The organism is Amycolatopsis sp. NPDC003865 (assembly GCF_053605345.1).
The window spans coordinates 1-13,144 of the sequence record NZ_JBSGJA010000007.1; the positions used below are offsets into that span (position 1 = coordinate 1).

Below are 13,144 nucleotides of genomic sequence, written 5' to 3' on the forward strand. Positions count from 1 at the left end.
CCGTTCATCTGGAACGTCTTCAAGAGCTACCGGTACGGCGAGATCGTCACGGTGGACGACCCGTGGGGCTACGGCAACTCGCTCGAGTGGGCGACGTCCTGCCCGCCGCCGCGGCACAACTTCACCGAGCTGCCCCGGATCCGCTCCGAGCGGCCCGCGTTCGAGCTGCACTACCCGCACATGATCGAGCGCATCCACAACGAGGGCGAGATCGGCTTCTTCGGCAAGCAGAAGGTCAACAGCCACGCGGCCCCGTCGCAGCTGCTCACCGAGGCCGTGATCCCGGGTGACCACTCCCGGGACAACGCCAGCGAGCAGGGCGACGACAAGTAACACCCCGAACGAGTGAGAGCGCGTGCCCGGCTTTTGTGAAGCCGGGCACGCGCTCTACTTATGTTCGAGCCCGGACCGGCAGACTGATCGTGCAGCGTTGCCGAACGAGGGATGACCAGTGACCCAGACCCCCGTCCTGATCACGACGACCGGCCCCGACAAGCCGGGTGTCTCGTCCGTGCTGTTCGCCGTGCTGACCCGCCACGACGTCGACGTGCTCGACGTCGAGCAGGTCGTCATCCGCGGGCAGCTCGTGCTCGGCGTGCTCGCCGGCGTGTATCGCGACCCCGAGGGCCTGCAGGAGTCCGTCGAGCAGGCGATGGCGTCGGTCGGGATGCAGGTCGACGTCAAGATCGGCTCGGCGATCGGGGACGACCCCTTCGCGCTCGGCCGCCGCGACTCCACCCACGTGCTCGTCGTGCTCGGCCGCCCGGTCACCGCACGGGGCTTCTCGGAGGTCGCGCGACGGCTGGCATCGCTCGGCGCCAACATCGACGCGATCCGCAGCGTCGCCGACTACCCGGTGACCGGCCTCGAGCTGTACGTCTCGGTCGACCAGGACACCCCCGACGCCGATGCCGCGCTGCGGTCGGAGCTGGCCGACGCGGCGGTCGAGGTCGGAGTCGACATCGCCGTCGAGCGGGCCGGGATCACGCGCCGGGCGAAGCGGCTGGTCGTCTTCGACGTCGACTCCACGCTCATCCAGGGTGAGGTCATCGAGATGCTGGGCGCGCACGCCGGCGTCGAGCCGGAGATCCGTGAGATCACCGAAGCCGCCATGCGCGGCGAGCTCAACTTCACCGAGTCGCTGGAGCGCCGGGTCGCGCTGCTGGAGGGCCTGCCCGCCACGGCGATCGACGAGGTCGCCGCGTCGATCGAGCTGACCCCGGGCGCCCGCACGACGATCCGCACGCTCAAGCGGATGGGGTTCAAGACCGGCGTGGTGTCCGGCGGGTTCACGCAGGTCATCGGCGGGCTCGTGGACGAGCTGGGCCTGGACTTCGCGGCGGCGAACGAGCTCGAGATCGTCGACGGCAAGCTGACCGGCAAGGTCGTCGGCGACGTCGTCGACCGCGCAGGCAAGGCGAAGGTGCTTCGCCGCTTCGCCGGCGAGTACGACATCCCGCTCGAGCAGTGCGTCGCGGTCGGGGACGGCGCCAACGACATCGACATGCTTTCGGCGGCCGGCATGGGCGTCGCGTTCAACGCCAAGCCCGCGCTGCGCGAGGTGGCCGACACCGCGCTGTCGCACCCGTACCTCGACGCCGTGCTGTTCGTGCTCGGCCTCACCCGCGGCGAGGTCGAGGCGGCCGACGCCGCCGACGGGCTCGAGCTGATGCGTCCGTGAGCAGCGTTCTCGACCCCCTGGGCGCCCGCTACGCCTACTGGCTCGGGCTTCCGGCCGAAGACACGTCGGACACCTCGGACGAGCTCCCCGAGGAAGTCCGGGCGATGCCGGTCATCCTGCGCATCGAACGCGCCGAGCCGCCCGGCCGCACGCCGCTGCTGGAGGCCGCCGCGGCCGCCGCGCTGGCGGTCTGCCTCGACGAGCGCTCGGAGCCCGGCGGCGAGTGGGCCGAGCCGATGCACGCGTGGCTCGACAACCGGATCCGCAAGGTCGCGCGCCGGGCGCGCGGTGCCCACTGGGCGGCCGTGCAGGACCTGCCCGGCATCACCGTCGAGATCGACGGCGCCGAGGCGCGGGCCCTGGTGCCGGGCCTGGTCACCGAGGCGCCCAAGGAGGTCTCGCGGCTGCAGATCTCGGGCAGCGAGCTGCCGCCGGACGAGCCGGGCCCGATCCCCGAAGGTGTCCCGCTGCTCCTGCTGAACCCGCACGCGCCGATGACCGTCGGCAAGGCGGCCGCGCAGGTCGGGCACGCCACGATGATCCTCGCCGCGCTGCTGGACGACGAGCAGCGCGCGGCTTGGGCCGCCCGGGGCTACCGGACCGCGGTGCGGGCGGCGAGCGTCGCGCGGTGGAAGGAACTGCACCCGGGCGACGACCCCGAGGGCGCGTGGCGGCGCGACCGCGTCGTCGCCGTGCGGGATGCCGGGTTCACCGAGGTCGACCCGGGCACCATCACGGTTCTCGCGCAGTGGGAGCCGGAACAAGGGGCTTCCTGAGCCGGTTGGAGCGGGCATGGGACTGGAAGTACAGCGCGACGGGCAGCACGCGTTCGTCGGCCGCAACGACCGTGGTGCCGAGGTCCGGCTCGGCCGGGCGGGCGCGGAAGGGGCGTTCTCGCCCGCGGAGCTGCTGCAGATCGCGGCCGCGGGCTGCAGCGCGGTGACGGCCGAAGAGCTGATCACGCGGCGGGTCGGGGAGGACGCGAAGTTCCGCGTGACCGTCAGCGCCGATCGCCGCGAAGGCGCTTCGGAGCTGGACGCCGTGCACGTCGCGTTCGATGTCGACGTGTCGACTTTGGCCGCGGATCAGCGGGAAGCGCTGGCCGGCGCCGTGGATCGCGCGATCGAGCGGCTGTGCACGGTGAGCCGGACGCTCAAGAAGGGGATCCCGGTGACGGAGGAGTTCCCGACCGCCTAGTTCTCGCTGGATTCCCAGACGACGTAGGCCTGGTCGGCGTCGGTCGTCATGGCCTCGATGAACTTCTCGTTGTCGAAGCCGGGCAGGGCCTGCAGGCGCTCGATCAGCGCGTCCGCCGCCGGGTCGCCGCTCGGGACCGCCGTGCCCTTGCCGTCGGTGCCCACCAGCATGAAGAAGACGTCTTCGTTCCAGGGGCCGTCGGGGATGACGCGGACCATCACCGACGACAGGCCGGCCCACGTGACGGCCTCTTCGCTGCCGTCCGCGAGCCGCCGCCGCACGCCGGTGTCGTCGACACTGACGGTCCGGGACTGTGCGCTGGACGAATCCTGGGTCAACCGGTGCTCCCTTGCTGCGTCGGTGGGTTCACCGTACCGGGCGCGGCCGTGGACCGCGTCACGCGGGCGCGGCTGCGTCCAGCCGGCGCAACGCGTCGCGTGCCACCTTCGGGTCCATCGTCGGCCAGAACGGGGGCAGCGACGCACGGAGGAATCCGCCGTAGCGGGCGTTCGCCAGCCGCGAATCCAGTACCGCGACCACCCCGCGGTCGGTGACCGAGCGGTGCAGCCGCCCGGTGCCCTGTGCCAGCAGCAGCGCCGCGTGCGTGGCCGCGACGGTGAGGAACCCGTTGCCGCCGCGGGCTTCCACCGCGCGTTGCCGCGCCGAGGACACCGGGTCGTCCGGGCGCGGGAACGGGATCCGGTCGACGACCACGAGCTGCAGCGACGGCCCGGGCACGTCCACGCCCTGCCACAGGCTCAAGGTGCCGAACAGGCACGTGCGGACGTCCTCGGAGAACTTCTGGACCAGCAGCGAAGTCGCGTCCTCGCCCTGGCAGAGGATCGGGAAGTCCAGCCGCTCGCGCATCTCCTCGGCCGCCTGCTTGGCCGCGCGCATCGAGGAGAACAGCCCGAGCGTGCGCCCGCCCGCGGCCTCGATCAGCTCGGCCAGTTCGTCCATTGTGGACGACGCGAGGCCGTCGCGGCCCGGCGGTGGCAGGTGCTTGGCCAGGTAGAGGATGCCGTTGCGCTGGTGGTCGAACGGCGAGCCGACGTCCAGGCCGGTCCACTTCGGGCCGGATTCGTCCGACGGCGCTTCCTTGTCCGTCGCGGCCCCCGGCGCCTTTTCGACGCGGGCCGCGCCCGGCGGGAGGCCCCACTGGCGCGCCATGGTGTCGAACGTGCCGCCCAGGGTCAGCGTCGCCGACGTCAGGATCGTCGTGTGCAGGTTGAAGACGCGCTCGCGCAGCAGGCCGGCGACGCCGAGCGGCGCCACCTTCAGCGCCGGCGGCCGCGGGTTCGAGGAGTACTTGTCGCCCGACAGCCAGACGACGTCGCGCTGGTGCGCCTGGTCGTCGTCGAACGCCTCCAGGAGCCGGACCGCGGTGTCGTGCACCTCGTCGAGCAGCGAGCGCGCCAGCTTGCGCGCGGTGGCTCCCTCGACGTCCTCCTTGCGGTCGGAGCCCAGCGCCGTGATGCACGCGTGCGCGGCGTCGCGGACCGCCGGGATCGCGCCCTTCAGCGGCCGGGGCAGCTCGTCCATCCGGCCCGCGGGCAGGTCGTCGACGATCAGGGCCAGCCCGTCACCCGCCTCCAGCAGGCCGTCGGCGACGTCGGCGTCGATCAGCTTGCCGCAGCGGCGCGCCGCCGACGCGCACATCGCGCTGGTCAGCTCGCCGGTCGCGACCGAGGTGACGCGGTCGACGAGGTCGTGCGCCTCGTCGATGATCACCACGTCGTGGTCCGGCAGGACCTGGTAGCCCTGCAGGGCGTCGATCGCCAGCAGCGCGTGGTTGGTGACGATGATGTCGGCGCGGCCGGCCTCGGCGCGGGCCTTCTCGGCGAAGCAGTCCGTGCCGATCGGGCAGCGCGAAGCGCCGAGACATTCCTTCGCCGTCACCGACACCTGGCGCCACGCCTGGTCGGTGACGCCGGGGACGAGCTCGTCGCGGTCGCCGGTTTCGGTGTCCGACGCCCACTCCCGCAGCCGCGTGACCTCCTTGCCCAGCCGCGACACCGCGAACGGGTCGAAGAGCTGGGCGTCCTCCGGCTCGTCCGGCGCGCCGGAGTCCAGGCGGTGCAGGCACATGTAGTTGCGGCGGCCCTTGAGGATCGCGAAGGTCGGTTCGCGGCCCAGCGGCTTCTTCAGCGCCTTCGCCAGGCGAGGCAGGTCGCGGTCGACCAGCTGGCGCTGCAGCGCGATCGTCGCCGTCGAGACGACGACGGTGGCTTCCTTCTCGACGGCGTGGCGGATCGCGGGGACGAGGTAGGCCAGTGACTTGCCGGTGCCGGTGCCCGCCTGCACGGCCAGGTGCTCGCCGGTGCGGATGGCGCGGCCGACGGCGTCCGCCATCTCGACCTGCCCTGGGCGTTCGGCACCGCCCACGGCCTCCACCGCGTGGGTGAGGAGTTCGAGGACGCCGGGGAAATCGGTTCGGGCGGGCACAGCGACACATTAGCCGCCGCCCCCGACAAAGATCGGTGCTCCGTCGCGAACGGGCCACTCGCGTCGCGGGACCTCCGGACGGGAGGTCCCGCGACGAGCGGTCAGCCTTCGGTGCGGCCCTTGACGAGCTTCCAGGTCAGCGGCAGCAGGCCGGCGGCGACGACGATCTTCAGCGCGTCCCCGATCAGGAACGGCGTGACGCCCTTGGCGAACGCCGTGGACAGGTCGAACCCGGTCGACGCCATCAGCCACGGCACGCCGAACGCGTAGATCACGAGGTTGCCGAGCACCATCGTGCCCGCGGTGCGCACCGGCGTGCGGTCGCCGCCGCGGCCGGCCAGCGCGCCCACCAGCGCGCCGGCGAAGACGAAGCCGACGATGTAGCCGGCGCTCGCGCCGGACAGGCCCGCGGTGCCGTGCTGGAACCACGGCACCCCGACCGCCCCGACGAGCAGGTACACGAGCATCGACGCGGCACCGCGCGACATGCCGAGCGACGCGCCGACGAGCAGCGCGGCGAACGTCTGGCCGGTCATCGGCACCGGGCTGCCCGGCACCGGGATCGTCAGCTGCGCGGCGGCGCCGGTGAGCACGGCACCGCCGGCGACCAGCGCGATGTCCCGGACGAGCGAACCGGGCACGAGGTCGGCCAGCACGGGCCGCTTGGCGGCGAAGGACAGCGAAGACACGAAACCTCCCAGGGTGGGACACAGGCGACGATCGAGGTTAACGCTCGTTACCCCCGGCGCAGCCCCTTAAGTTGCGTTCCTCACCGGCCACCCGTCCGGGTGGACCCGATCAGGGGCGGCGGCCGGCCTGCCGATGACGAAGTGGGTAACTACGAACTGTCACGCGAACGGGGAGGCCGGTGCATGCGAATCGCCAGGAAGAGGACATTCCGGTTGCTGGCGGTGACGACGCTGGCCACTCCGCTCCTGGTCGCGGCGGCGCCGGGCACGTCCACCGGATGGGCGTCTTCCGGGTCGCTGGACGTGACTGTCGACAACGAGCACGTCGTCACCGGCGAGCTGGCGAAGTGCACCGTCGACGGCCCCTACAGCGCCCGGACGGCCGGGGGCGCGACCGGTGACGTCGCGGTGTTCGGCGTCGGCGAGAGCGGCTGCGGCCGCTCGGGCGCGGTGTCGGTCGCGCAGGCGTCCGGGCACCGGTTCGCGGCGACGCTGCTCAAGCGCTACGGCGGCCCGGTCATCACGGTGCGCACCTTTTCGGTGAAGTGCGCGACGAGCGAGACCGGCAGCGGCGGTGAGGTCTCGATCGGCGAGGTCGAGGGGATCACCGTGCCCGCGCAGATCCCGCCGAACGACCGGATCGTCATCCCGGGCGGGCCCGCGGGCACGGCGCTGGCGACGGTGGTCCTCAACGAGACGGTGACGCCCCAGCCGCCGGACGGCAGCATGGTGACGCACGCGGTGCACATCGAGCTGTTCCCGCAGGGCGGCCCGGCGAGCGGCGACATCTACCTGGGCACGGCGGCCTGCGACCCGTTCGGGAAGAAGTAGCGCGGCACTTTCCCGTGAAAGTGCCGCTCAGGCGGTCGTGAAGCGGGCGGCCGCCGCGACGAACTCGCCGGCCCGGGCCGCCAGGTCCGGGAGGCTGCCGCTCGGGGACAGCGCGTCGCCCAGCAACGGCGTTGCCGCGGCCACCGCGATCGCGCCCGCCTTCAGGTAGCCCTCGACGTCGGACAGGTGGACTCCGCCCGTCGGGACCAGCGGGACGTCCGGCAGCGGGGCCCGGACCGCGCGCAGGTAGGCGATCCCGCCCACCGCCGCCACCGGGAACACCTTCACCGCGGCCGCGCCGAGGCGCCACGCCTGGTCGATCTCCGTCGGCGTCAGCGCGCCGCAGACCACCGGGGTGCCCAGGTCGGCCGCGCGTTCCAGCACCGCCGGGTTGACCGTCGGCGTGATCAGGTACGCCGCGCCCGCGTCGACCGCGATGTCCACATCGGACGGTTCGCGGACGCTGCCCGCGCCGATCAGCGCGTCCTCGCCGAGCGCCAGGCGCAGCGCGGTGATGGCCGCCGGCGCGCCCGGCGTCGTCAGCGTCGCTTCGAGCAGGCGGACGCCCGCCGCGTGCAGGACCATCGCCGCGTCGGCGAACCGGGACGCGTCGGCGGCGCGCAGGATCGCGACGAGCCGGTGTTCGGCCAAGAGGGCCTGCAGGTCCTTCACGCGACGTGCGCCGTTCCGGTGTGTGCGACGCCGGCCTCGTCGAAGTCCCGCAACGCGCTGTCGACCGAAGCACGGGCGATCCCGGCCGTGTGGTCGAGCAGCACCCGCACGCCGAACCCCGCCCGGGCCGCGTCCAGCGCCGTCGCCCGCACGCAGTAGTCGGTCGCGATACCGACGATGTCGACGTCGGTCACGTCGTGCTCGCGCAGCCACGTCTCCAGGGACTTCCCGTCCCGGGACGCGCCTTCGAAGCCCGAGTAGGCCGCGCTGTACTCGCCTTTGGAGAACACTTCGCCGATCGGGACGACGTCCAGCTCGGGGTGGAACGACGCGCCCGCCGTGCCCGCCACGCAGTGTGGTGGCCAGCTGTCCTTGAAGTCGGGGGTGTCGCTGAAGTGGGCCCCCGGGTCGATGTGGTGGTCCCGGGTGGCCACGACGTGCGAGTACCCGCCGCTCACGCTGAGCGCCGAGATCGCCGCGGCGGCCGCCGCGCCGCCCGCGACGGCCAGCGAGCCGCCTTCGCAGAAGTCGTTCTGCACGTCCACCACGATCAGCGCGGTTCCCATGGCCGGACTCCGTTCTAGAGGAAGAGCGTCGGGATGGCGGGGTCGCCGTGCGAGAGCTTGAGGCCCTCCCACGGCAGGCTGACCAGGCCGCGGCGCAGCCGCTGCCTCGCGTCGTCGAGCGTAGGCAGGTCCGCCTCCGCGCGGCCGCCGCGGATCAGGGGAATCTGCAGCGGCCGGTCGTTCGCGTCCGGCTCCGGCGCCTTCCCGGACGTCGTCCAGACGACTTCTTCGACCGCCGTGCCGGTGCCGCGGTGGCGCCGCAGCGCGGACTTGCGCCCGCCGCGGGACTCCTTGTGGGCACTGCGCTTGGCGACCGGCTTGCCGTCCACCTCGACCAGCTTGTAGACCATCCCGGCGGTCGGCGCGCCGGACCCCGTGACCACCGACGTCCCGACGCCGTACGCGTCGACGGGCTCCGCGCGCAGCGCCGCGATGGCGTGCTCGTCGAGGTCGCCGGAGACGACGATCCGGGTGTCCTTCGCCCCGAGGGAGTCCAGCTGCTCGCGGGCGCGGCGGGCGAGCGGGCCGACGTCACCGGAGTCGATCCGGATCGCGCCCAGCTCCGGCCCGGCGACGCGGACCGCGGTCTCGATGCCGGCGGTGATGTCGTAGGTGTCGACGAGCAGCGTCGTGTCCGGGCCCATCTTCTCGACCTGCGCGCGGAACGCGGCCTCCTCGCTGTCGTGCAGCAGCATGAAGGCGTGCGCGACGGTGCCGCGGGTCGGGATGCCGTAGCGGCGGCCGGCTTCGAGGTTCGACGTCGTCGCGAAGCCGGCCAGGTAGGCGGCCCGCGCGGCCGCGACGGCGGCGTACTCGTGCGTGCGGCGCCCGCCCATCTCGATGATCGGGCGGCCGTGCGCGGCCCCGGACATCCGGGCCGCCGCCGACGCGATCGCGCTGTCGTGGTTGAGGATCGACAGCACCAGCGTCTCCAGCAGCACGCACTCGGCGAACGAGCCGCTGACGGTCAGCAGGGGCGAGCCCGGGAAGTACAGCTCACCTTCGGCGTAGCCGTCGACGTCACCCGAGAACTCGTAGTCGGCCAGCCAGGCCAGCGTCGCGTCGTCGACGACGGCGGTGGCCTCCAGCTGCGAAAGCTCGGCGTCGGTGAAGCGGAAGTCCGCGATCGCGTCGAGGACGCGGGCGGTACCGGCGACGACGCCGTAGCGCCGCCCGTCCGGTAGTCGCCGGGCGAACACCTCGAACACGCAGGGCCGCGCGTGCGTCCCGTCGGCGAGCGCGCTGCCCAGCATGGTCAGCTCGTAGTGGTCGGTGAGCAGCGCAGTGCTGGCCGTGGCCGGCTCCGGTGAACCCATGGGGTAAGCCTATTCACCCACATGGCCGGACCTGGCGCGGCGTACCCCGTGCGCCCCGTGACACCATGGGGTGCATGTCCACGCCTGTCGCTTCCGAACAGACGCAGGTCGAGCCGGTCGGGGCCGAGGTCGCCGAGTCGGACACCCCCTGGCGGACCGTGGTCTGGAACGACCCGGTGAACCTCATGTCGTACGTGACGTACGTCTTCCAGAAGCTGTTCGGCTACAGCCGCGACCACGCCACCAAGCTGATGCTGGACGTGCACCACAAGGGCAAGGCGATCGTGTCCTCCGGGAGCAAGGAGAAGGTGGAGACGGACGTGGCGAAGCTCCACGCGGCGGGCCTGTGGGCGACCATGGAGCAGCCCTCGTGAACGGGTGGCGGCGCAAGGGCGCGGTGATCCACGCGGGCTTCGAGCAGCAGGAGGCGGCCGTGCTGCGCGGGCTGGTCAGCCAGCTCGAAGACATGCTGACCGCGCGCGCCGAAGAAGCGCCGCAGGACGAGCTCGCCGAGCTGACCGGCATCCGGACCGGGCCCACCGAGTCCCCGGACGACCCGGTGCTGTCGCGGCTGCTCCCGGACTTCCACAAGCTCGACCCGGACAACCCCTCGCGGGAGGACATCGACGCGGCCGCGGCGATGCGCTCGCTGCACGAGCCGGAACTGCTGGACGTCAAGGTCGGCGTCGCGAAGATCGTGCTCGACACGCTGCCGCGCGACGGCGGCCACGTCCGGCTCACCGAGGAACAGGCCGACGCGTGGCTGGGCGCGCTCAACGACGTCCGGCTGGCGCTGGGCACCGCGCTCGACGTCACCGAGGACATGCCCGACGAGCTGCCCGAGGACGACCCGCGGGCGCCGCACCTGGGCGTCTACCACTGGCTGACCTGGGTGCAGGAGACGCTGATCCAGGCGCTGACCGGATGATCACCGACGTGCCGGGTGTCCTCGTCGGGCACCACGAGCGGGTCGGCGACGGCTGGGCGACCGGGACGACGGTCGTCCTGGTCCCGGACGGCGCGGTCGGCGCGGTCGACCAGCGCGGCGGCGCGCCGGGCACGCGGGAGACGAACCTGCTGGAGCCGGAGAACCTGGTGCAGCGGGTCAACGCGGTGTGCCTGTCGGGCGGTTCGGCGTACGGCCTGGCGGCGGCCGACGGCGTGATGACGTGGCTTTCCGAGCGCAACCTGGGCTTTCCCGTCGGCGCCAAGCCGCACGAGGTCGTGCCGATCGTGCCCGCGGCGGTGCTGTTCGACCTGCCGCGCGGCGAGTGGGGCAACCGGCCCGACGCGTCCTTCGGCTACGCGGCGTGCGAAGCGGCTTCGGACTCCTTCGCGCTGGGCACAGTCGGTGCCGGTGCCGGCGCGGCCGTGGGGTCGTTGAAGGGCGGGATCGGTTCCGCGAGCGAGGTCGTCGGCGAGTACACGGTCGGGGCGATCGCGGCGGTCAACGCGGCCGGCGAGGCCGTGGACCTGACGACGGGCCGGGCGTACGCGGCCGACCACGGCGACTTCGGCGTGACGTGGCCTTCGCGGCCCGCCGACCTGCCTTCGCGGCGGACCGACCTGAACACGACGATCGGCGTGGTCGCGGTCGACGCGGCGCTGTCCAAGGCCGAGGCGCGGCGGCTCGCGGTCGCGGCCCAGGACGGCTTGGCGCGCGCGGTGCGCCCGGCGCACACGATGTTCGACGGCGACACAGTGTTCGCGCTGGCCACCGGGGCCCGCGAGCTGCCGGAGGCGAGCGGCCCGTTCGGCGCGGCGGCCCGGCCGGCGGCACTGGACGCGCTGTGCTCGGCGGCGGCGCGGGTGTTCGCGCGGGCGATGGTCCACGGGCTGCTGGCGGCGACCACGGCCGGCGGGGTACCCGCGTACCGGGACGTCTGGCCGGAGGCGTTCGCGTAACGCGCGAGTTGGTGCCGGCCCTCCGGGAGCTGTGACCGCGTCAGAGGTCCGGGAGCGGCATCGGCGTGCACCGATTGCCCTGGTGAGCGCAATATCTCATCATCTGGACTCGGTTTGTCCACCACCTAAGATGGGGACGTGCTCAGGATCCGCCGTGAACTCGTCGACGAGATCATCGCCCACGCCCGTCGTGACCACCCCGACGAGGCGTGCGGCGTCATCGCGGGGCCCGAAGGGTCCGACTCGCCCGAGCGGTTCATCCCCATGCTCAACGCCGCCCGGTCGCCGACGTTCTACGAGTTCGACTCCGCCGACCTGCTGAAGCTCTACCGCGAGCTGGACGCGAACGACGAGGTGCCCGTGGTGATCTACCACTCGCACACCGCGACCGAGGCCTACCCGTCGCGGACCGACGCGAACATCGCGGCCGAGCCGGACGCGCACTACGTGCTCGTCTCCACCCGCGACCCCGAAGTGCACGAGTTCCGGTCGTACCGGATCGTGGACGCCGAGATCACCGAAGAGCCGGTCGAGATCGTCGACTGACCCCGTTCGGAATAAACCGCCGCGCCACCGGCGTCTGCGAGTAGGAACCCACCGGAGGTAAGAACCCATGGCCGTGACCGTCTCCATCCCGACGATCCTGCGCACCCACACCGGCGGCGAGAAGTCCGTCGAGGCGAAGGGCTCGACCGTCCTCGAGGTCATCGACGACGTCGAATCCCGGCACGCCGGCATCAAGGGGCGCCTGGTCAAGGAGGAGAAGCTGCACCGCTTCATCAACGTCTACGTCAACGACGAGGACGTGCGCTTCGCCGGCGGGCTCGAGGCCGAGGTCAAGGACGGCGACACCCTGACCATCCTCCCCGCCGTGGCCGGTGGCTGATCGATGGCTCGCTTCGAGTCCCTGCTCGACGCGCTCGGCGGCACCCCGCTGGTCGGGTTGCCCCGGCTCTCGCCCACGCACGACGTGCGCCTGTGGGCGAAGCTGGAGGACCGCAACCCGACCGGCTCGATCAAGGACCGCCCCGCGCTGGCCATGATCGAAGCCGCCGAGCGCGAAGGCAAGCTGCGGCGTGGCTCCACGATCCTGGAGCCGACGTCGGGCAACACCGGTATCTCGCTGGCCATGGCCGCCAAGCTCAAGGGCTACGGGCTGGTCTGCGTGATGCCGGAGAACACCTCGACCGAGCGCAAGCAGCTGCTGCAGGCCTACGGCGCGCGGATCGTGTTCTCCCCGGCCGCCGGCGGCTCGAACGAGGCCGTCCGGCGGGCGAAGGAGCTGGCCGAGGCGAACCCGGACTGGGTGATGCTCTACCAGTACGGCAACCCGGCCAATGCCGACGCGCACTACCGCGGCACCGGGCCCGAGCTGCTGAAGGACCTGCCGACGCTGACGCACTTCGTCGGCGGCCTCGGCACGACCGGCACGCTGGTCGGCGTCGGGCGCTACCTGCACGAGGCGAAGCCGGAGGTCCAGGTGATCGCGGCCGAGCCCCGCTACGGCGAGCTGGTGTACGGCCTGCGCAACCTCGACGAGGGGTTCGTGCCGGAGCTGTACGACCCTTCGGTGCTCAACGGCCGGTACTCCGTGGGCGCTTACGACGCGCTGCGGCGCACGCGCGAGCTGCTGGAGCACGAAGGCATCTTCGCGGGCATCTCGACGGGGGCGGTGCTGCACGCGGCGCTGGCGGTGGCCGAGAAGGCCGCGGCCCGCGGTGAGCAGGCGGACGTGGCTTTCGTCGTCGCGGACGCGGGGTGGAAGTACCTGTCGACGGGGGCCTACGCGGGGTCGCTCGACGAGGCCGCCGAGCGGCTCGACGGGCAGCTCTGGGCCTGAGG

Annotated in this window: 16 protein-coding genes and 1 pseudogene; 11 read left to right on the forward strand and 6 right to left on the reverse strand. The window is 72.5% G+C overall.

The window, feature by feature from the left end; translation table 11 throughout:
* The 4 genes and pseudogenes from ACWEVP_RS17960 to ACWEVP_RS17975 all read left to right on the forward strand — a co-directional run.
* A pseudogene (locus ACWEVP_RS17960) lies at positions 1–333 on the forward strand (cytochrome ubiquinol oxidase subunit I); the annotation flags it as partial.
* A 118-nt stretch (positions 334–451) separates the two neighbouring features.
* Positions 452–1,681 carry a phosphoserine phosphatase SerB gene (serB, locus tag ACWEVP_RS17965; protein ID WP_452063658.1) on the forward strand — a complete coding sequence of 410 codons (1,230 nt, stop codon included), beginning with the start codon at positions 452–454 and terminating at the stop codon, positions 1,679–1,681.
* A complete protein-coding gene (locus ACWEVP_RS17970; RefSeq protein ID WP_452063659.1) occupies positions 1,678–2,457 on the forward strand; it encodes a peptidyl-tRNA hydrolase in 780 nt (259 codons plus the stop codon). The genes serB and ACWEVP_RS17970 overlap by 4 nt, the downstream gene beginning before the upstream one ends.
* A 16-nt stretch (positions 2,458–2,473) precedes the next feature.
* Positions 2,474–2,878 (forward strand): OsmC family protein, encoded by a 405-nt coding sequence (locus ACWEVP_RS17975; protein ID WP_452063660.1) that lies wholly within the window; start codon positions 2,474–2,476, stop codon positions 2,876–2,878.
* Here ACWEVP_RS17975 and ACWEVP_RS17980 read toward each other — a convergent pair.
* From ACWEVP_RS17980 to ACWEVP_RS17990, 3 genes are all read right to left on the reverse strand, one after another.
* Positions 2,875–3,216, reverse strand: coding sequence for a hypothetical protein (locus tag ACWEVP_RS17980; RefSeq protein WP_086672538.1), 342 nt, complete (start codon positions 3,214–3,216; stop codon positions 2,875–2,877). The genes ACWEVP_RS17975 and ACWEVP_RS17980 overlap by 4 nt on opposite strands.
* 58 nt (positions 3,217–3,274) lie before the next feature.
* On the reverse strand, positions 3,275–5,323 hold the full coding sequence (locus ACWEVP_RS17985) for an ATP-dependent DNA helicase (protein WP_452063661.1): 2,049 nt from the start codon (positions 5,321–5,323) through the stop codon (positions 3,275–3,277).
* Between the two features lie 101 nt (positions 5,324–5,424).
* Positions 5,425–6,012, reverse strand: a complete 588-nt coding sequence (locus ACWEVP_RS17990) for a biotin transporter BioY (RefSeq protein WP_452063662.1) — start codon at positions 6,010–6,012, stop codon at positions 5,425–5,427.
* A gap of 213 nt (positions 6,013–6,225) precedes the next feature.
* Here ACWEVP_RS17990 and ACWEVP_RS17995 point away from each other — a divergent pair, with 213 nt between their 5' ends.
* Entirely contained in the window at positions 6,226–6,843 is a 618-nt protein-coding gene (locus ACWEVP_RS17995) for a choice-of-anchor P family protein (RefSeq protein ID WP_452063999.1), read from the forward strand.
* Between the two features lie 27 nt (positions 6,844–6,870).
* Here ACWEVP_RS17995 and ACWEVP_RS18000 read toward each other — a convergent pair whose 3' ends face one another.
* Genes ACWEVP_RS18000 through ACWEVP_RS18010 form a run of 3 tightly spaced genes read right to left on the reverse strand, consistent with a single transcriptional unit; the run spans position 6,871 to position 9,397 of the window.
* Entirely contained in the window at positions 6,871–7,515 is a 645-nt protein-coding gene (locus ACWEVP_RS18000) for a bifunctional 4-hydroxy-2-oxoglutarate aldolase/2-dehydro-3-deoxy-phosphogluconate aldolase (RefSeq protein ID WP_452063663.1), read from the reverse strand.
* Positions 7,512–8,081: an isochorismatase family protein gene (locus tag ACWEVP_RS18005; protein ID WP_452063664.1), complete on the reverse strand. Its 570-nt coding sequence runs from the start codon at positions 8,079–8,081 to the stop codon at positions 7,512–7,514. The genes ACWEVP_RS18000 and ACWEVP_RS18005 overlap by 4 nt, the downstream gene beginning before the upstream one ends.
* A gap of 14 nt (positions 8,082–8,095) precedes the next feature.
* Entirely contained in the window at positions 8,096–9,397 is a 1,302-nt protein-coding gene (locus ACWEVP_RS18010; protein WP_452063665.1) for a nicotinate phosphoribosyltransferase, read from the reverse strand.
* A 74-nt stretch (positions 9,398–9,471) separates the two neighbouring features.
* On the opposite strand from ACWEVP_RS18010, the gene clpS reads away from it, so the two are divergent.
* From clpS to ACWEVP_RS18040, 6 genes are all read left to right on the forward strand, one after another.
* A complete protein-coding gene (gene clpS / locus ACWEVP_RS18015) occupies positions 9,472–9,771 on the forward strand; it encodes an ATP-dependent Clp protease adapter ClpS (RefSeq protein ID WP_043776748.1) in 300 nt (99 codons plus the stop codon).
* The gene (locus tag ACWEVP_RS18020; protein ID WP_086679754.1) at positions 9,768–10,325 is read left to right on the forward strand and encodes a DUF2017 domain-containing protein; all 558 of its coding nucleotides are present in this window, start codon (positions 9,768–9,770) and stop codon (positions 10,323–10,325) included. Before clpS ends, ACWEVP_RS18020 begins: the two co-directional genes overlap by 4 nt.
* Positions 10,322–11,302: a P1 family peptidase gene (locus ACWEVP_RS18025; protein WP_452063666.1), complete on the forward strand. Its 981-nt coding sequence runs from the start codon at positions 10,322–10,324 to the stop codon at positions 11,300–11,302. Before ACWEVP_RS18020 ends, ACWEVP_RS18025 begins: the two co-directional genes overlap by 4 nt.
* Positions 11,303–11,440: 138 nt before the next feature.
* Positions 11,441–11,848, forward strand: coding sequence for a Mov34/MPN/PAD-1 family protein (locus ACWEVP_RS18030; RefSeq protein WP_452063667.1), 408 nt, complete (start codon positions 11,441–11,443; stop codon positions 11,846–11,848).
* Between the two features lie 67 nt (positions 11,849–11,915).
* Entirely contained in the window at positions 11,916–12,188 is a 273-nt protein-coding gene (locus ACWEVP_RS18035) for a MoaD/ThiS family protein (RefSeq protein ID WP_372664180.1), read from the forward strand.
* A gap of 3 nt (positions 12,189–12,191) precedes the next feature.
* A complete protein-coding gene (locus ACWEVP_RS18040; RefSeq protein ID WP_452063668.1) occupies positions 12,192–13,142 on the forward strand; it encodes a PLP-dependent cysteine synthase family protein in 951 nt (316 codons plus the stop codon).
* Positions 13,143–13,144: the final 2 nt, after the last annotated feature.